The 18,573-nt window shown below is 53.0% G+C and carries 13 protein-coding genes; all 13 read left to right on the top strand.

Annotation, left to right across the window (positions count from 1 at the left end; genetic code table 11):
* The first annotated feature begins 206 nt into the window (after positions 1–206).
* Entirely contained in the window at positions 207–2,030 is a 1,824-nt protein-coding gene (locus BMX45_RS16305; protein ID WP_090910583.1) for an ABC transporter substrate-binding protein, read from the top strand.
* Positions 2,031–2,133: 103 nt separating this feature from the next.
* Positions 2,134–3,144, top strand: a complete 1,011-nt coding sequence (locus tag BMX45_RS16300) for an ABC transporter permease (protein ID WP_085981266.1) — start codon at positions 2,134–2,136, stop codon at positions 3,142–3,144.
* 1 nt (position 3,145) lies between these two features.
* Positions 3,146–3,982 carry an ABC transporter permease gene (locus BMX45_RS16295; protein WP_090910582.1) on the top strand — a complete coding sequence of 279 codons (837 nt, stop codon included), beginning with the start codon at positions 3,146–3,148 and terminating at the stop codon, positions 3,980–3,982.
* Positions 3,983–3,989: 7 nt separating this feature from the next.
* Complete coding sequence (locus BMX45_RS16290) at positions 3,990–5,000, top strand: ABC transporter ATP-binding protein (RefSeq protein WP_090910581.1); 1,011 nt, start codon at positions 3,990–3,992, stop codon at positions 4,998–5,000.
* The gene (locus BMX45_RS16285) at positions 4,987–5,787 is read left to right on the top strand and encodes an ABC transporter ATP-binding protein (protein WP_090910580.1); all 801 of its coding nucleotides are present in this window, start codon (positions 4,987–4,989) and stop codon (positions 5,785–5,787) included. Before BMX45_RS16290 ends, BMX45_RS16285 begins: the two co-directional genes overlap by 14 nt.
* A 403-nt stretch (positions 5,788–6,190) precedes the next feature.
* Complete coding sequence (locus BMX45_RS16280; protein ID WP_090910579.1) at positions 6,191–8,623, top strand: sensor histidine kinase; 2,433 nt, start codon at positions 6,191–6,193, stop codon at positions 8,621–8,623.
* A 57-nt stretch (positions 8,624–8,680) separates the two neighbouring features.
* Positions 8,681–9,349, top strand: a complete 669-nt coding sequence (locus tag BMX45_RS16275; protein ID WP_090910578.1) for a response regulator transcription factor — start codon at positions 8,681–8,683, stop codon at positions 9,347–9,349.
* 219 nt (positions 9,350–9,568) lie between these two features.
* Positions 9,569–9,691 carry a hypothetical protein gene (locus BMX45_RS32140; RefSeq protein WP_302847915.1) on the top strand — a complete coding sequence of 41 codons (123 nt, stop codon included), beginning with the start codon at positions 9,569–9,571 and terminating at the stop codon, positions 9,689–9,691.
* A gap of 33 nt (positions 9,692–9,724) precedes the next feature.
* Positions 9,725–11,686, top strand: coding sequence for a methyl-accepting chemotaxis protein (locus tag BMX45_RS16270; protein ID WP_254778099.1), 1,962 nt, complete (start codon positions 9,725–9,727; stop codon positions 11,684–11,686).
* A 157-nt stretch (positions 11,687–11,843) separates the two neighbouring features.
* Entirely contained in the window at positions 11,844–12,761 is a 918-nt protein-coding gene (locus tag BMX45_RS16265) for an AraC family transcriptional regulator (protein WP_090910576.1), read from the top strand.
* Positions 12,762–12,868: 107 nt separating this feature from the next.
* The gene (locus tag BMX45_RS16260; RefSeq protein ID WP_090910575.1) at positions 12,869–14,368 is read left to right on the top strand and encodes an alpha-glucosidase/alpha-galactosidase; all 1,500 of its coding nucleotides are present in this window, start codon (positions 12,869–12,871) and stop codon (positions 14,366–14,368) included.
* Positions 14,369–14,660: 292 nt separating this feature from the next.
* The gene (ald, locus tag BMX45_RS16255; protein ID WP_090910574.1) at positions 14,661–15,779 is read left to right on the top strand and encodes an alanine dehydrogenase; all 1,119 of its coding nucleotides are present in this window, start codon (positions 14,661–14,663) and stop codon (positions 15,777–15,779) included.
* A gap of 183 nt (positions 15,780–15,962) precedes the next feature.
* Positions 15,963–18,560, top strand: coding sequence for a TPM domain-containing protein (locus BMX45_RS16250; RefSeq protein ID WP_090910573.1), 2,598 nt, complete (start codon positions 15,963–15,965; stop codon positions 18,558–18,560).
* Positions 18,561–18,573: the final 13 nt, after the last annotated feature.

Genomic DNA, 18,573 nt, shown 5'->3' with positions numbered 1-18,573 from the left:
GCTAGATTTCCATGTCCATTCAAGTTCGACGTCAAATGGAAAAATCCTTGAGGCTTGAATAAAAATGACAAAAAAAATAATTCGTACTCAGATTGAACCAAGGTACATATAAATCCATCAAGAAAGCGCTTGCAGACAACCGATGTTCGACTCGGATACTCAGCACTTAAGTGAGAACACATTTCTATGAAGGGGAGGGTTCACAAGTGAAGCTGAAAACCGTTCTGAGACCCATGTTCATTCTATTGTTGGCCGCGTCTTTTTTTGTTGCCGGGTGCCAAAGCGTAACGCCGCCGCCGACAGCATCAGAAACACCGCCGCCTAATGAAGAAGTTAAGACGCCCGGAGGAAGCGAAGAACCGGCACCGCAAGGCGATGCGAAAGCAACGCCGAGAAACGAAACGCTTTACGTGAACGGCTTGCAATGGGGAGCGCCCACGAATTTCAACCTGCTTAGCGGAAACCCGGCGTTTCCGATCAACTACGGAAATTCGAGGGAACTGGTGTACGAAACGTTGTTTATGGTCAACCAGCTCACAGGCGAGTTAGAGCCGCTGCTTGGGACCAAGTACGAATGGATCGACGATCTCAACTTGCGGATCGAGCTGAATCAGGATGCCAAATGGAGCGACGGCAAGCCGTTCACATCCGACGATGTCGTCTATACCTACCAGCTTGGCAAAAAGTATGACATCAACTGGAGCAGCTTCTGGACGTACATCGAGGACGTAACGGCGGACGGACCGCAAACGGTGAACATTGCACTCAATAAAGATAATCCGAACAAGTTGACCGTGCTCGACAGCATTGAGATTATGCCGATGCTGCCCAAACATGTCTGGGAAGAGGTCGAGAAGAAAGCCAATAACGATCTTGCCACCATTCGGAAGGAAGTCAACGAGGACCCGATCGGAACAGGGCCTTATAAAATGTATTTTTACAATGACCAGAAAATCACGATTATACGGGACGATAACTACTGGGGCCAGGCGCTCTTCGGCAAGCTGCCGGCTCCAAAGTACATCACCCATGTCATCTATAAAGATAATGCCGCGGGCGATCTGGCGTTCAAGAGCGGCCAGGTCGACGTATCGCAGCAGTTTATTCCGCAGGTATGGAAAATGTGGGAAGGCGGGGCTCCGGTCAAAACCTATATCAAAGAAGCGCCTTATTATGTGCCCGGCTCCATGCCGTCGATTTTCTTCAATATGACAAAGGAAGGGCTCGACAATGCGGATGTCCGCAGAGCGATTGCAATGGCAATTGACTACGGCAAAATCTCCGAGCTGGCTATCAGCGGCTACTCCGCCCCGATGGAACCGTCGTTGACGCTCAATACGGAAGCCGAAGCGAAATATGTGGACCAGGCGGCCATCCAACCGCTCCAGTGGACAACGGACGTGGAAGCGGCCAATGCGCTGCTCGATTCCATCGGCGCCGCGAAAGGGAAAGACGGCATCCGCGTTCTGAACGGTACCCGACTCGGTCCGTTTGAGATTGAATGTCCGTACGGCTGGTCGGATTGGAACGCTGCGCTTGAGATCGTCGCCCAGAACGCGAAAGCGATCGGCATCGAGATTCGGACCAAATTCCCGGAAGCGCCGGTATGGACCAATGATCTTCAGACCGGCAAGTTCGACATTATCATGAACACGCCTGCGGGCGGAGTCAGCCCGAGCCAGCCGTGGAACCGCGCCATGACCATCATGTACTCCAAAGGCGTTGCGCCAATGGGCGAAATGGCATTCTACAACTGGGGCCGATACAAGAACGATCAGGCGGATGCCATCATCGAGAAGATTCCTACCATTTCGGACGAAGCCGAATTGAAAGCCCTCTACACCGAACTGACCCAAATCTGGTTGAAGGATATCCCGTCGATTCCGCTCATGTATCGTCCATGGGTATTCGATACGGTTAATGAATCGGTCTGGAAGGGCTTCCCGACCGAAGGGGACGGCAGCAACATTCCTCCTCAAATTTCAATGGATGGGGCCGGCATCAAGTCGCTGTATCAGATTCATAACTGAGGATATAACTCAATGAACGAAGACCTGTATTGGTGGATTAGCACCCCTGATATAGGTCTCTTTTCCACCAAATTCGAAGGTGCGATTCATGGGGGTGAGCTGCTTGAGTGTTTACGGAAAATATATCGTCAAGAAGTTCTTCTGGTATTTTCTGACGCTGGTAATCGCCGTTACGCTGAACTTTCTGTTGCCCCGGATGATTGAGGGGAATCCGGTCAGCATGATCGTGTCCGAGATGACGCAGGGGATGACCGACAGCGATACGATCAAGCGGGTCTATGAGACCTTTCTTGTGGAGTTCGGCATCGACAAGCCTTTATGGGAACAATTCTTCATCTATCTGAAAAATTTGGCGACCGGCAATTTGGGCACTTCGTTCGGGCTGTATCCGAAACCGGTCACGGAGATTTTGGCCTCGGCAGTGCCGTGGACGATCGGTCTCCAGCTTCCGGCCATCCTGGTTGGCTGGATCATCGGCAACGTGCTGGGCGCCGTTGCGGCATACCGCAAGGGCGTGTTCGATAAAGTGATTTTTCCGGTGGCTTTATTCGTGAATTCCATTCCGTTCTTCACGCTGGCCATTATCATGCTGTACGTGTTTGCGCTGTCCCTGAACTGGTTTCCGCTGCATGGCGGCTACGACTATCAGATGGTGCCGACGCTCAGCTTTGAATTCTTTGCTTCGGTGCTTCGGCATCACACGCTTCCGTTCCTGTCGATCGTCCTGGTGACCATCGGCGGTCAAGCCATCGGCATGCGCGAGATGTCCATCTATGAGCTGAATTCGGATTATGTCCTGTACAGCAAGCTGCTTGGGATACGGGATTCCAAGATCGCGAAATATGTATTCCGGAATGCCATGCTGCCCCAGATAACGGGACTGGCGTTATCCATCGGCACGATGGTAGGCGGCTCTCTGATTTGCGAGATCGTGTTCAGTTATCCTGGAATCGGCACCTGGATGTTCACGGCGATCCGTCAGCTCGATTATCCGTTAATTTCTGGCTGCACCCTCTTGATCGCCCTGGCTGTGCTGCTGGCTAACTTTACGATCGACTTAATCTACGGCTGGATCGATCCGAGAATCAAGGCCGCTCAGATGGAGGATCAATAATATGAACAGTTCCTTTCGCATATTGATCAAATCGCCAAAGTTTATGTTCGGAGCCTGCATGCTGCTGGCCATGATCGGCATGGTGCTGATCTACCCGCTCTTTAACCGCAATGATCCGCTGGAAATGATCGCCCTGGCGTATCAACCGCCGGACTCGAAGCTGCTGCTCGGGTCGGATAACTTCGGCAGGGATTTATTTCTTGAATTGATCTACGGCATTCGGACCTCCCTGCAGGTGGGGCTGATTGCCGGCGTATTTGCTACCGTTATCGGCCTTGTAATCGGTTTAGCCTCAGGTTATATCGGAGGCATCATCGATAACCTGCTGACCGCGATCACCAACATTTTCATCGTGATTCCTTCCTTTGTCATCCTGATTTTGATCTCGGTCAGCATCGATTCGCGAAGCTCGTTTGTCACGGCGGTCATCATCGGCATCACCAGCTGGCCCTGGACGGCCAGGGCCGTAAGGGCGCAAACCTCCTCTTTGCGAAACCGGGATCACGTGAACATCGCAAAAATATCCGGGTACAGCACGCCGCGCATCATTGTCTCGGAGATTTTGCCGTACATCGCCTCCTATGTCGTAATGGCTTTCGTGCTGCAGACGGCATCGGGCATTCTCTCCGAGGCTTCCATTTCGATGCTGGGGCTCGGCCCTTACAACACGATTTCCCTCGGCATCATCATGAATTGGGCGCTCGTCTTCGAAGCGCCGGTTGCCGGGGCATGGTGGGCTTTTATCCCGGCGGCGATTTCCATCGCCATCATCACCTTCTCCTTGTACATGATGAACACCGGCATGGATGAAATATTCAATCCGAAGATTAGGAGCTGATGGGGCCTTGAGCACAAATATACTGGAAGTTAACGAATTGAAAACCTTTTACCGTACCCGGCTGAAGGAGCATGTATATGCCGTAGACTGCGTCAGCTTCTCGCTCGAGAAGGGGAAGACGCTGGGCATTGCCGGCGAATCCGGCTGCGGCAAATCGACCCTTGCCCTCAGCCTGATGGGATTCTATTTCCCGCCGCTGCATTTCGGCAGCGGTTCGATTGTCATCAACGGCACGGACATTATGAAGCTCGGCAAGGAACAGCTTCGTTCCCGGGTGTCGGGAAGAGAGATATCGTATATTCCGCAAGCGGCCATGAATGCCCTGAATCCTACGCTCAAAATCATTCGATTCATCGAGGATATCATGAAGGAGCACCGCCCCGAGCTGAACAAGAAGCAGGTGTGGGATATGGCGGCGGAGCGGTTCGAGACCTTGAATTTGTCGACCAAGGTGCTGAACTCCTATCCGAATGAGCTGTCGGGGGGAATGAAGCAGAGAACGGTCATCGCGATTTCCACCATTCTGAATCCGAAAGTGCTGATTGCGGACGAACCGACCTCGGCCCTGGACGTAACCTCGCAGAAAGCGGTAATCAAACTGCTTAAAAGTCTGCTGGACCGCGGCTTTATCCAATCCCTTGTCTTCATCACGCACGAGCTGCCGCTGCTCTATCATGTAACGGATGACATCATCGTCATGTATGCGGGGGAAATCGTGGAGCGGGGAACCGCAGAGCAAATGATTTTTGACCCGATCCATCCTTATACGAAAAAGCTGATGGGCTCCATCATCGTGCCCGAGGAGGGCATGAAGGGCCATAAGCTTGCCGCCATTCCGGGGACCCCGCCCAATCTGAAGAACGTGCCGGAGGGCTGCCGGTTCGCCGACCGCTGCTCCTATGTGCAGGATGCCTGCCGGAAGGGCAAGATAACGAGCCGGACCGTGGAGGATCGAATCTATCGGTGCATCGTGGAGCCTGATGTGCTTAAGGAGTGGTATGCGAATGAAGGGGAATGACGTGCTGATTCGGGGAGAGCATCTCACGAAGGTGTTCGGTTACGGGAAGCAGAAGACAACCGCCGTAGAGGATGTCAGCTTTACCTTTCATGAAGGCGAAATCATATCGATTGTCGGCGAGAGCGGAAGCGGCAAAACGACGCTGGCAAAAATGATTATGGGCTTGCTGAAAGAGACCAGCGGGACGATTGAATATATGGGCAAGCCGAGACGGCTGAAGCGGCATGGAGACCGCAAGCGCTATTGGAAGAACATTCAGGCGATTTTCCAGGACCCGTTCTCTTCGTTCAACCTGTTCTACAAAGTCGAGAAGCTGCTGCTCGACTGCATCAAGCTGCAGGGAGATAAACTGACGAAGGAGGAGCAATTCCGCAAGATGAAGGAAGCATGTTCCTTCGTCAATCTAAAATTCGAAGAGCTGCATAATAAATATCCGTTCGAATTGTCCGGCGGGCAGATGCAGCGCCTGATGATCGCCCGGATTTTCATGCTTCATCCGAAGCTGCTTATTGCGGATGAACCGACCTCCATGGTCGATGCGTGCTCGCGGTCCACGATTCTTGATATGCTCTTGAAGCTGCGGGATGAGAACAACATGACGATTATTTTTATAACCCATGACGTAGGGCTTGCTTATTATGTCAGCGATACGCTGTATATCATGGAACAGGGGAAAGTCGTGGAGCGCGGACCGGCGGAAGAGGTTATCCTGAATCCGCGGCATCCGTATACGCAGCAGCTGATATCGGATGTGCCCAAGATCCATTCCGAGTGGGATTTGGCATAAGGTTAGCTATGGAAAGCTTATGGAAGGCTCGAAGCGAGAAACGGCTTCGAGCTTTTATTTTGGCAAGAGACAAGGAACGGGGGCACCTCCATAGACTTACCCACCTGGACACGCAAGAAAACTCCCTTCGATACGTAGTCTGTCATCTTGGCATGTACGTCGATCGACCATTTTCGCTTAGGGCATGCACATGCATAGGACCGCTGGCGCTTCCTGTATTTTCGCAGATATGACACTCAGAAACGTGACATAAAATTTCTTAGTCCTTGATCTTCGCATTTGTGAAGGATCTGCCGATAAATGATATGGCTGCCATTGGGTTCGTCCCGCAGCCTGCATTCGGCATAACGCAAAGCCCTGTCGTGGCTTGCGTGTATGCTTCATAAGGAGACTATCAAACATCATGCACAGCTACTTCTTGGGGGCAACCGTTTTGGTGTTGGCCGCCATGACGTTTCTTTTCTTGATTATCTTATACAGATGTGGTTATCAGCGGAAGTTAAGCCATCGGGCCTTGGACATGGCCGAGAGCAGGTTCCGCATGCTTGACGATATGCTGCTTACGCTGGATGTCGGGATTTGGTCATACGATGTCGGCACCAGGACCATACAAAATACATCCTTGGCTTTTCATAAAATCACGGGTTACTCGCATCGCGATTTCTCGGACGGGCTCTCCTGGGAAACGATGATCCATCCCGAAGATATGGCATTGTTCCGATCCTTGGTTGACAAGCTTCGGCAAGGCGAGGCGGTCCATACCGAATACCGCATCCTCCATGCGGATGGCGACGTACGCTGGGTTCAGGTGAAAATGATTCCGACGATGAATGAGTATGGGCAATTGATTCGTACGGACGGCATTGCCGTTGACATTACTTCGCGCTTCCGCATGGAGGAGGCGCTGTATGATATCACGCAACGCAAGAAGATGGAGCAGGCCCTCAAGGAAAGCATGGACCGGTATCGACGGCTGGTGGAGCAATCCCCCATTGCCATTGCGGTTTGCAAGGACGACAGGCTGATGTATGTGAACCCAGCCGGACTTCGGATCCTAGGGGCTTTCGGACTTGACAATATCCTGGGCACCAATCCTTGGGATTGGGTGATCAATCCTTATGAGGAAACTGCGCGCAATCGGCTTAAGCGGCTTATTCGGGCAGGGGAAGTTGTCGCCGAGGAACTATCTGTAAGGCGGGTTGACGGCGAGCAGGTCGATGTTGTCGCAACCGCCCTATTTGATGCGGAATCGGATGCGACTGAGATTTTTTTCGAGGACATTACTGCCCGCAAATCGGCGGAACGGGCTTTAATGGAGAGCGACCGAATTAACCGCCACATTCTGGATATCGCACCGGTCGCGATGTTCCTGCACTCCGATTTTTCTTACATTTACGCGAATCCCGCTGGCTTATCCTTATTGGGAATTACGGACATCGCGCAATTGGACGGCACCTCCTTCCAAGACGTGATTCCTTCCGACCAACTCGAGTTCGTGACGTCTGAGGTTGAACATGTGTACGAAAGCGGGACTACCTCCGAGCTCGCGGGAAATAAGCTGGTCCGGCTGGATGGAACGATCATCGATATCGAGGCCATCACGACGCCGATCCCTTATATAAGCGATAATACGGCGCTTACCATTATTCGGGATGTAACGGAACAGAAGCAGGCCGAACGCGAGCGGATTGCGGCAGAGCGCCTTGTCCGGGAGAGCGAGGACCGGTATTTCAGGCTTCAGATGAGCCTGGACCAATTCTCCTCGGATCTGTTCGGGATGGTGAAGATCAGCGAATTGAACGCCCGGATCGTGCAGGAGATCAGGAAAGTGCTGGGAACGGACCGGGTGAGCCTGATTCGGATCAACCACCACAGCCTGCATATCAAGATTCAAGGCGGCAGCAAAGAGCTGCCGCAAAGGGTGCTTCACGTGATCCATAAATGCGGCCCCGAGCATATTCCGCTTTGCAAGCTGTTTGAGACGTGCGACGGATATTTCGTCAAGATCGGGGAGATGAACGGGGACAGCAGCATCGTCTGCATCGCAGGCGAGGCTCCGCTGCTCATGATTCAGGCCAAGAAAATATGGCTGGAGACGATTACCCGCTATGCAAGCGTCCTGTACGATAATTTTCGCGTGATTGAGGACTTGACGAGGGAGCTGGAGAAGCTGGGATCCTCACAGCAGATCATGCCCCTTTGGCTGCTGCGGCTGATGCTGCATCTCTCCGAGAATGAGCGGAAGCGACTGTCCCAGGATCTTCACGATGCCGCGCTCCAGGAACAGATTATCTGGTACAGGAAATTGAATCAGATTACATCGGATCTTGATCTGCCGGAACATCTGCGTCCACAGCTGGAGGAGATTGAGCAGGGGCTTCTGGATGTCATTTATCAGATCCGAATCACGTGCAATGAGCTTCGCCCACCGCTGCTGAAGGAAGAGGGGCTGGAACGTTCGCTTGAGGCATTGTTTGAATTCACCCAGCTCCGCACCAATTACTCCATACAGTTCGACTGCTCGAACTTTGTTGATGATATCAGTGACGACCATTTGATCGGGTTGTACAGGATCGTTCAGGAGCTGCTGGCGAATGCCACGAAGCATTCCAATGCGACGGAGGTAAAGCTTCGTTTGTCCACCCAGTCGGATGAGGTCAATCTGAGTTATGAAGATAACGGAGTCGGAATCGATCCCAGCCAGAAGCCGGATCAATTCAACAGTATGGGTATCGGCGGCATGAAGGAAAGGGTGAGAAGCATGAACGGCATAATCCAGTTCGACTCATCGGAGAGCGGGGGGGTGGCTGTCTATATATCGATAACGGCAAAGTAAGCATGGGTACCGGCAAAGCAGCAAGCAAGATACCAGACTAAAGGAGTCATGAGGGTTATGAAGATCGATATTTTATTGGTGGATGACCATCCCTCGGTGATGGAGGGAACCAAGGTGCTGCTCGAACAGGAAAAGGATATGTTCGTCAAGCTTGCCAATACGCCGGAGCGCGCGCTGGAACTGGTCAATACGGAGCGCTTTGACGTGATGCTGATCGATATGCATATGCCGGGGATGAACGGAATCGATTTGGCCAAGCAGATCCTCCGGATCGCCCCGAACGCGGTGATGCTGATCTACACGGGCTTTGAAGTCAGCAATCATTTTAACCTGATCATGGAGGCGGGACTGGCTGGTTTTGTCTCGAAAACGTCAGGCAAAGAGCAGCTGGTGACGGCTGTTCGATGTGCACTGCGAGGCGAAGTGGTTCTTCCGTTGACACTCGTGAAGCAGCTCCGCCGCGTGACCGCGAATGGCCCGGAACGGACGGCGGGTACGCCGGCAGCCCAGTCTATAACCGATAAAGAATACAGCATTCTTAAGGAGATCGCTCGAGGAAAGAGCAATAAGGAAATTGCGGGGACGGTTATTATGAGCCAGCGGTCACTGGAGTACTGCTTAACCAACCTGTTTCAAAAGTTGAATGCGAAGTCACGCATAGAGGCTGCGCTGAAAGCAAAGCAAATGGGGATTCTGTCGGATTCCGATTTTGTCCAAATGAGCTGATAACCTCGGTCTTTTTCTATAAGTTCAGACGATATCAAAAGCATGTTTCGACATGACTCCGATTCATTTCGTAAAGATTCGACAATAAACCGCAAGGCATCCCGCAAAATTCTTGCGTGAGCACGCAAGAGAATTTCGGTTACGAACGGTAAGCAAGTGTATATGCTTATGTTACTGGATGGATATAGTCTGTAAGTAGGAAGGGTGGTAACTTTCGGCATGATAAAGGACCTATTTGAATATGGCGCCGATGATCTCTTGTCACGGGAAGAGATTGAGGAAGTTTTGGCGCAGCTTGAAGAAGAGTGGAATGAATTTAACAGCCGGAAGAAGCGAGGGTGACACATAATGAAACGATGGAATTCTCTGTTTGCGATGAAACTTCAAAGTCGCATGCTGCTTATTATTTTGGGAGCAATCACGATATTTTTAGGCAGCATGATGACCTATATCAGCATGACGACAACGGAAGAAGCTCTGGATTCGGCCAAGACGCTTGCGGTGACGACGAGTGAGAAGATCGGCGCGCTGGTTCAGGCCGAGCTTGACGATGTCATGAACTCTGCACGTACTTTGGCCGTAAGCTTCGCTGGCATGAAAGAGACCGACACAACGAATCGTCAAGCCGTTAATGAAATATTGAGAAGAAACCTGGAGGATAATCCGTCCTGGAAAGGAATCTGGACGTTATGGGAGCCGGATGCTTTCGACGGCCGGGACAACGATTACCGCAACAAACTCGGCAGCGACCATTCGGGCCGCATGATGTCCTACTGGGCAAGGACGGAAGCGGGTCTGGAGCGTACGATTATAGAGGATTACGATCAGGAAGGGGAAGGCGACTTCTATCTTCTGGCGAAGAACAGCGGCAAAGAGATCATTATGGATCCGTACGAGTTCAAAGTAGGCAACGAGGATGTCATGATGACGTCGCTCGTCGTGCCGATTATCGATAACGGCAAGACCGTCGGCGTGGTGGGCGTCGATGTATCCCTCGCACATCTGCAAAGCGTCATGGAGCAATTCCGGTTATTTGATACGGGGTATGCGCATATTTATTCGAATACCGGCGTGATCGTAACGTCGCCGGAGGACGGATTGATGGGACAGAAGCTGGAAGAAGCATATCCTGGCAAGACGGTTCCCCTCATACTGGATGCTATTCGGGAAGGGGATGTCTATACCGAGGAAGACTCCGCGCTGTACAAGCTGTATACGCCGATTAAGACCGGGTTGACCGAAACGCCATGGTCGGCCGCCATCATCATCCCGATGGACGAGATTACGGCGGATTCGGATGCCTTGATCATCTCCATCATAGCGGCAGGTGTGATCACCTTGGCAGCCTTGGCGGCTATCGTGATCCTGTTAACGAGATCCATCGTGAAACCGCTGGGCGTTTCCGTAGCGATCGGCGAATCCATGTCCATGGGAGACTTCACGCAGGAGGTGCCCGCGGATTATCTTCGCAGGGCGGATGAAATCGGAACGCTGTCCCGGGTATTTGCTCAGCTGCTGGAGAGCATGAGGGAAATGATCGGCAAGGTGAATATGAATGCATCCTCGGTTGCCGCCGCTTCGCAGCAGCTGTCGGCCGGTGCCGAGGAGCTTGCGGTGGGCAGCAGCAGCCAAGCTGAATCCGTGCAAACGGTCAGCGAATTGTTCCAGGAATGGTCCAATGCCATCAATTCCGTTGCAAGCGATGCATCGGCAGCGTCCGAGCTCGTGAACCAGACTTCCGGGATTGCAGCGGAAGGCAGCGGAATCGTCCAGAAGTCGGTGGAAGGCATGAATCGGATACGAGAGCATGTTGCCAAGCTAGAGACAGACTCCCAGCGGATCGGCGAAATCATCGAGGTCATCGACGATATCGCCAAGCAGACGAATCTGCTTGCGCTCAACGCCACGATCGAGGCTGCACGCGCAGGGGATCAAGGGAGAGGATTCGCCGTGGTGGCGGATGAGGTGCGCAAACTAGCCGAACGAAGCGGAGGAGCCACGAAGCAGATTGCCGACATTATCAAAGGCATGCAGAAGAATACGGCCGATAGCGTGGAGGCGGTGCATCAGGGCGTCATCCATACGGAAAAAGCCGGCGAAGCCTTTGCCCATATTACTGGCATGGTGAATGAGTCGGCAGGCAAAGTCATGGATATTGCCGCCGCCAGCGAGGAGCAGGCGGCCCAGGCTGAAGAGGTGGCGACGGCTATCGAGGCGATCTCTTCTTCCACGGAGGAAACGGCGGCTACAAGCGAGGAATCGGCCGCAACGGCACAATCGCTTGCCGAGCTTGCCGAAGAGTTGAACCATACCGTCTCTGCTTTCAAAATCTCATAGCACCATTACCATAATGATGATAAGCTTGGCCTAAGGGCCAAGCTTTTTTTATATGCGCGTAGCCGTGGTTACCGAGTTCTGTAAGTTTATGGCGCCGATGGGCGTTTTTATAAACCGAATGCTGTTCTGCTTATGACAGAGGGGAGGAGGTGTGGTTGTGAACGGCAGCTTGTTTCAGCAAATGCTGGAAGAGGGGGATTATGTCCCGCGCTTTTATGCCTATTATTATAAACAGTGGATGAATTATGAAATGCCTTACCATCAACATGATTCAACCGAAATCATGTACATGATTTCCGGGGTATGCCGGATTGACGTGAGGGCAGGCGATACGGAGAAGAGCGTCATTTTGAAGAAAGGGGAGTTCATGGTTCTGGATGCCGGTGTCCCGCATCGGTTAATCGTGGATCAGGCCGCCTCATGCCGAATGCTGAACGTGGAATTCGGTTTTATGGAAAGTGAAGGGAAGGCACCATCTTTAAGGCATATCGCCGGAGAAGAAGAAGAGGTCTCCTTTCTCTTGAAGCGGCCGTTCTGCTATTTGGTGCTGTCCGATCAGGAGGAGGTATATCCGGTGCTGAAAAGCCTCGTGCTTGAGCTCGATCAGAGAGGTACCGACAGCAGGATGATGACGCATGCGCTGTTTGTACAGCTGCTTGTATGCATCGCTCGTTTGTATGAAGAAAGAGAGCGCAGCGACATGCAGCAGAGCGACTTCTATATTAAACGCAGCGTCGATTACTTACATCAGAACTATGACCGCCAGATTCAGGTGAAGGACGTAGCCGCGGAAGTGAATCTGCATCCCGGCTATTTGCATCGGGTATTCCGCAGAGGGACAGGCAGGACGATAACGGAGTACCTGACAACGATCCGAATGGAAAAGGCGAAGATGCTGCTGGAGCAGACGGACATCCCCATCCATGAAATATCGGATTATGTGGGTGTGGGCAGCAGGCAGTATTTTCATATGTTATTCAAGAAGTATACGGGCAGCACGCCGGTGGAATATCGTCTTCGGAAAGATCGGAATGCCTGGAACTACGGTGAAGACGATGCCGAAGATAAGAAGTGAGGATTTTTGACTCCGAAGGGTCCAAGAGGTCATGATTTTGATAACGCTTACCGCCCCTCCATTGCTACAATGGGTACAATCTAATTAGTAGCTTAGGAGAGGATAAAATGTCATTTAAGGTTGCTTTTATCGGAGCGGGAAGCATCGGCTTCACCCGGGGGATTCTTCGCGATTTGCTGACCGTACCGGAGTTCCGGGATATCGAGGTCGCTTTCACCGACATCAGCCGGCATAACCTGGAGATGGTCACGGAATTATGTCAGCGGGACATTAACGAGAATGGGCTGTCGATTGCGATCCAGTCCACCACGGATCGAAGGCAGGCACTGCAGGATGCCAAATACGTCATTTGCACCATCCGCGTGGGCGGTCTGGAGGCATTCCGCACGGATGTGGACATTCCGCTGAAATACGGCATCGATCAATGCGTGGGCGACACACTCTGCGCAGGAGGCATCATGTACGGCCAGCGGGGAATCCCCGAGATGCTGAACATCTGCCGGGATATTCGCGAGGTGTGCGCGTCCGATGTCCTGCTGCTTAATTACTCGAATCCGATGGCCATGTTGACATGGGCATGCAATCGGTATGGAGGCGTGCGGACGGTTGGTTTATGCCATGGCGTGCAGCATGGGCATCACCAGATTGCCGAGGTTTACGGTTTAAAGAAACAGGACGTCGATATTGTCTGTGCCGGAATCAATCATCAAACTTGGTATATTCAAGCTTCGCATCAAGGCAAGGACTTGACGGCCGGGCTGCTGGAGGCGTTCGAGCGCCATCCCGAATACAGCAGGACGGAGAAGGTCCGCATCGATATGCTCCGGCGTTTCGGATATTACAGCACCGAATCCAACGGTCATTTAAGCGAATACGTGCCTTGGTACCGCAAACGGCCGGAGGAAATTCCGGAGTGGATTGATCTCAGCAGCTGGATCAACGGAGAGACGGGCGGGTATTTGCGAGTCTGCACCGAGGGGCGCAATTGGTTCGAGACCGATTTCCCGAACTGGATGAAGGATCCGGCAATGAAATTCAAGCCGGAGCACCGGGGAGAGGAGCACGGCTCCTACATCATTGAAGGCTTGGAGACCGGCAGGGTATACCGGGGACATTTTAATGTGGTGAATGAAGGCATTATCGCCAACCTGCCGGAGGATGCCGTCATCGAAGCGCCCGGATACGTTGACCGCAACGGCATTTCCATGCCGCTTGTCGGGAATTTGCCTCTTGGCCCGGCTGCCGTATGCAGCGTAAGCATATCCGTTCAACGGCTGGCGGTTGAAGCGGCGGTTCATGGAGATGACAAGCTGCTTCGGCAGGCGTTTATGATGGATCCGCTGGTCGGGGCAGTATGCAATCCGAAGGAAATCTGGCAGCTGGTCGATGAAATGCTGGTAGCCGGTGAAGCATGGCTTCCTCAATATTCGGCTTCGATCGCCGAGGCGAAGGAACGCCTGGCGGCCGGCAATCTGATCCCGACCCGCTCGTATGAAGGCGCAGCCAGACTCAAGGTGAAAACGGTGGAGGAGATGCAGCTCGACCGGGAGAAAGCGAATCAAAACGCAGGTGAATCCGATAAAGGGAAAGATCGCGAAAAAGTGTAAGCCGATTGCACATCAGCGAACGCAATGAGAGATGACAAGGCAAGTCTTTCATGTATGCGCAAGTATGGTATCACTTCTGACAGAGGATGGTATAACGGACAAAAATCCGTTATAATCCGTCTGCCGGGAGTGATTTTTTTGTATGCCGTTCCTCTTGTCCCGGCATATACTACGGATATATAAATAAATATTCGGATGGACAATCCCTGACCTGAGTCAGGCGCGCAGTTTGAGTAAAAATGGGTACAATGCAATTAGATGGGCAAAGCTGACTACGAAGGAGGCCATGGCAATGATTATTGGGGTTCCCAAAGAAATCAAAAATAACGAAAACCGCGTCGGCATGACGCCGGGCACCGTTATCAGTTTCAGGAATGCGGGGCATGAAGTGCTAGTACAATCCGGAGCGGGTCTGGGGATCGGTTTTACCGATGGAGATTATGAGGCGGCCGGAGCCAAAGTGGTTGCAACGGCTGCGGAGGCTTGGAAAGCCGAGATGGTGGTGAAGGTGAAGGAACCCTTGCAGGAGGAATATGATTACTTCCAGGAGGAAATGATTCTATACACTTACCTGCACCTGGCCCCCGAACCGGAGCTGACCCAAGCGCTGGTGGACCGTAAGGTGAGCGCCGTTGCTTATGAAACGATACAGCTGGCGGATGGCAGCTTGCCGCTGCTGACCCCGATGAGCGAAGTGGCGGGAAGAATGTCCATTCAGATCGGGGCGCACTTCCTCGAGAAGGCGCATGGCGGCAAAGGCGTGCTGCTAAGCGGCGTCCCGGGGGTTGCTCCGGGCAAGGTCGCCGTTATCGGGGGCGGCATCGTCGGCACCAATGCGGCACGAATTGCACTGGGACTCGGTGCGGACGTCAGCATTCTTGATATTAATCCCGTCCGGCTTCGTCAGCTGGATGATCTCTTTCAAGGGCGTGTCAAAACGATCATGTCCGATCCGTATCACATTGCGGAAACGGTGAAGGCTGCCGATCTCGTCGTGGGTGCGGTGTTGATTCCCGGCGCCAGGGCTCCGCGCCTCGTCACGGAAGAGATGGTGAAAGAGATGAGCCCGGGATCGGTCATCGTGGACGTGGCGATTGATCAAGGAGGCTCGATTGAGACAATCGACCGGATCACCACCCATGATCATCCGACCTATGAAAAACATGGCGTCATCCACTATGCCGTTGCCAATATGCCGGGCGCCGTAGCCCGTACCTCCACCATGGCATTGACCAATGTAACGGCACCCTACGGGTTGAAAATAGCAAGCAAAGGAATCCGGTCTGCCGCCCGCCATGACATGGCGCTGGCCAAGGGCATCAATGTCATCGGAGGCAAAGTGACCTATGAAGCCGTGGCGGCAGCTCATGGTTATGCGCATACCAGCATTGACGACTATCTGCTGGCATAGTGAAAAAATGAAAAGAGCCATTTTTCAAAAATTTGACACGATACCGGGGCTTATTGCGTATACCTTGGGGACGAACCATTTAGCCGGGCGTGAGCAAAGTTGAAAGATGGCTCTTTATGTTGGCCTGGATATCCGATATATATAGAAGGGTTTTGTTTGTAGGAATGGGGGAGACGGCTTGAAATGAAACGTATGCGATGGTTGATTGTCATGCTGGTTCTGATGATTGGGACCGGCACATCGGTATGGGCTGCGGGTATTCCGTCCAAACAAGGGCTGGTGCGAGATACGGCCGGCTTGTTTGATTCGTCGCAGCGGCAGTATTTGAGTAAAATCGCCAAAGGGGAGCAGATCCATGTCTTTGTATTGACGGTTCCAGGTTTGGATGGTCAAAGTCCGACGGATTATGCCAATGCAGCGTACGATGCTTGGAATCTGGGCACGGCGGATGTTTTGCTGCTGATCTCCTCGGGAGATCGGAGCGTGGAATTCAACTTTAACAACCCGCGGCTGCAGCAAGCCATCGACGAATGGAGCAGGAGTAAGGGGAAGGGTACCGGCAGTTCCGCCATAACCGCCATGCTGGACGCTTATTTCATACCGCATGCGAAGGAGGGAAGTTTCTCGAAGGCCAGCGCGAGCATGATCCACCAGGTCCATCGCCTGGCAGCTCCGCCCGCCGGTGAAGTTCCCGTTCAGGGAGATGATCATAGGGCCGAGGCGGTATCACCGCTACCTGAGAACAAGGGGAGTGTCAAATCCACGGATGATACCACCCCGTCAACGTCCACGGCGGATAGCGCCGCTCCTCTGAAGCTCGAGTTTCCGAAGCTTCCGTGGATCGAAATTGGTGCCGGAGGACTGGGAATCGCGATAGTCTTTATGCTGGCCAGGGGCTTCCTTAAGAAGCGCAAACTGTCCATGATATCGGAGCAGTTCGCTGAATTGCTGGTCAAATGCAATGCCGGTCTCGAGAAGGTAGGCGCCTATCAAGGAATTGCTCAAGGCAAGACGGGCAGAGCGGTGCAGGAAATCGCAGATCGTTTGTCCGAGTTTATGGTGGCTGCCGCAGAGAGTAAAGCACAGCTGCAGGAGACCCGGATTTTCATCCTGCGTTATTCTTCCATGGATGAAGCCATCCAGCGGTTTTCGAAAATCGCCGATCGGCTGGATCGCGGGATCAAGGCTGAAGATAACCGGATTACCGTCATCGAGCATGCCGATAAAACGGCGAAAGGGAGAACCACGGAGCTGCACGCGGATTACACGGTGCTTAAGCAAACCCTTGACCGGGCAGCAGCCGATAGGGGATATCCCTTCCCGATCTTGTACCAAGAGCTTGAAGGGCTGGAACAAGATATTCAGCGCGCCGTCGAGCTTCAGCTGTTTGACCCGCTGGAGGCGCAGGAGGTTCTAAAGGCAGCTGAGCAGAAGCACCCCATGAGCAAGAGCAACATCGAAGACGTGGCTGTTTATGTTAAGGAAGCTCATGAATTTTCGGATCAGTCGGCGGCTATTCGCGCCGAGATTGTTAAGATCATAGAGACCCACCAGTTGTATCGGATCAAGGTCCGGCCTTTTGAGCGGCTGGATGATGCCAGGGAGCAGATGAACCAACTGGAAAATTTTCTCCGTCAAGGGAATATGGGTGAAGTTCGCAAGTCTTCCGAACGTGCGCACGCTATGCTGAAAGAGGCGCTGGGCATGACCAGACGGCAGGCGGAGCTGAGAAGGCAGAATCGAAACGGTCTGGACCGGTTGTATGAGCACATACAACAATTTCATAACGAAAGCTCCGTGCTGCAATTGATGCTGAATCATTGCAGAGGCCAGTATGTGCCGAGGCATTGGCAAAGCTGGGAGCAGGCCTTGGTGAAGGAATCGCAGGAGGTCCGCATGGCGGACGGTAAACTCCCGGAGGCCGAACGCTTAACGCACGACGAGGTGCAGGAGTTCGAAGAGGCGAGCGAGATCATCGAGAACGAATCGATGACGATGGCCCGCGTGCTGCAATGGGTACGGGAAATGAAGGAAACGCTTGAAGGCCTGGATGATCGGCTCCAGGCTGTACGCCATGAATTGGAAGCGGCTCAAGAAGTGTTTGTCAGTCAGCAGAAGACTCTGCAGATTCATAACGTAGTCACGAGCAACCACTCCCTTCTGTTAGGGCTGCCTGATTCATTTTGGAGAAATGTACAGACCGTGGGCGCTGCGCTCTCATCTCCGTTGTATGATCTGGATTATCTGGAGAGCGCAGCGAGGAGCTGCACCCAGGATGCCGAGCACTTTGCCTACGGGGTTCAAGACATTGTACGTCAGAAGGAGGAAGCTGAACGATTATCCGTGCAGGTCGAGCAGCGTTTCAAACAAGTTTCGCGGAGGGCCAGCAGGGGATTCAAGAAAAATTACAAGTCTTATCGACTCCGGGTCGAGTCGTTGTTTGAGCAGGGGATGTATGCGGAAGCCTCGCATGAACTGTTGAATATCGCGGAATATATCGATCGGGTAGAAAGGGAGATTCGCCATCAGGAAATGCTGGAGCAGCAGCGCAGGGCGGCCCAGCAGCTCCAAAGAGCGGCCGATCAAGCGAGAAGAGCGGCGGCGGACGCCCGTAAAGCGGCAGCACAGAGCAGCAGCCGGTCAACGAGCTCCAGCCGGGGAAGCTCCTCCGGTTCCTCGCATTCCTCGGGCGGTTCCGGCTGGGGGGATTCGTCATCCGGAAATTCGTCCGGCGGATCAAGCTGGGACAATAACAACTCGTCCGGCGGATCGAAGTGGTAACCGGAGGGCAGCC

The sequence above is a fragment of the Paenibacillus sp. cl141a genome, assembly GCF_900109305.1.
Taxonomy (GTDB): Bacteria; Bacillota; Bacilli; order Paenibacillales; family Paenibacillaceae; genus Paenibacillus_AQ; species Paenibacillus_AQ lautus_A.
The sequence above is the reverse complement of the archived record's forward strand: the minus strand, read 5'-3'. Positions and strand labels throughout refer to the sequence as shown.

Excerpts from the sequence above, each read along its gene's own strand:
- BMX45_RS16295 (WP_090910582.1), top strand. The coding sequence starts at position 3,146 with ATGAACAGTTCCTTTCGCATATTGATCAAATCGCCAAAGTTTATGTTC.
- BMX45_RS16285 (WP_090910580.1), top strand. The coding sequence starts at position 4,987 with ATGAAGGGGAATGACGTGCTGATTCGGGGAGAGCATCTCACGAAGGTG.
- BMX45_RS16280 (WP_090910579.1), top strand. The coding sequence starts at position 6,191 with ATGCACAGCTACTTCTTGGGGGCAACCGTTTTGGTGTTGGCCGCCATG.
- BMX45_RS16275 (WP_090910578.1), top strand. The coding sequence starts at position 8,681 with ATGAAGATCGATATTTTATTGGTGGATGACCATCCCTCGGTGATGGAG.
- BMX45_RS32140 (WP_302847915.1), top strand. The coding sequence starts at position 9,569 with ATGATAAAGGACCTATTTGAATATGGCGCCGATGATCTCTTGTCACGG.
- BMX45_RS16270 (WP_254778099.1), top strand. The coding sequence starts at position 9,725 with ATGAAACTTCAAAGTCGCATGCTGCTTATTATTTTGGGAGCAATCACG.
- BMX45_RS16260 (WP_090910575.1), top strand. The coding sequence starts at position 12,869 with ATGTCATTTAAGGTTGCTTTTATCGGAGCGGGAAGCATCGGCTTCACC.
- ald (WP_090910574.1), top strand. The coding sequence starts at position 14,661 with ATGATTATTGGGGTTCCCAAAGAAATCAAAAATAACGAAAACCGCGTC.
- BMX45_RS16250 (WP_090910573.1), top strand. The coding sequence starts at position 15,963 with ATGAAACGTATGCGATGGTTGATTGTCATGCTGGTTCTGATGATTGGG.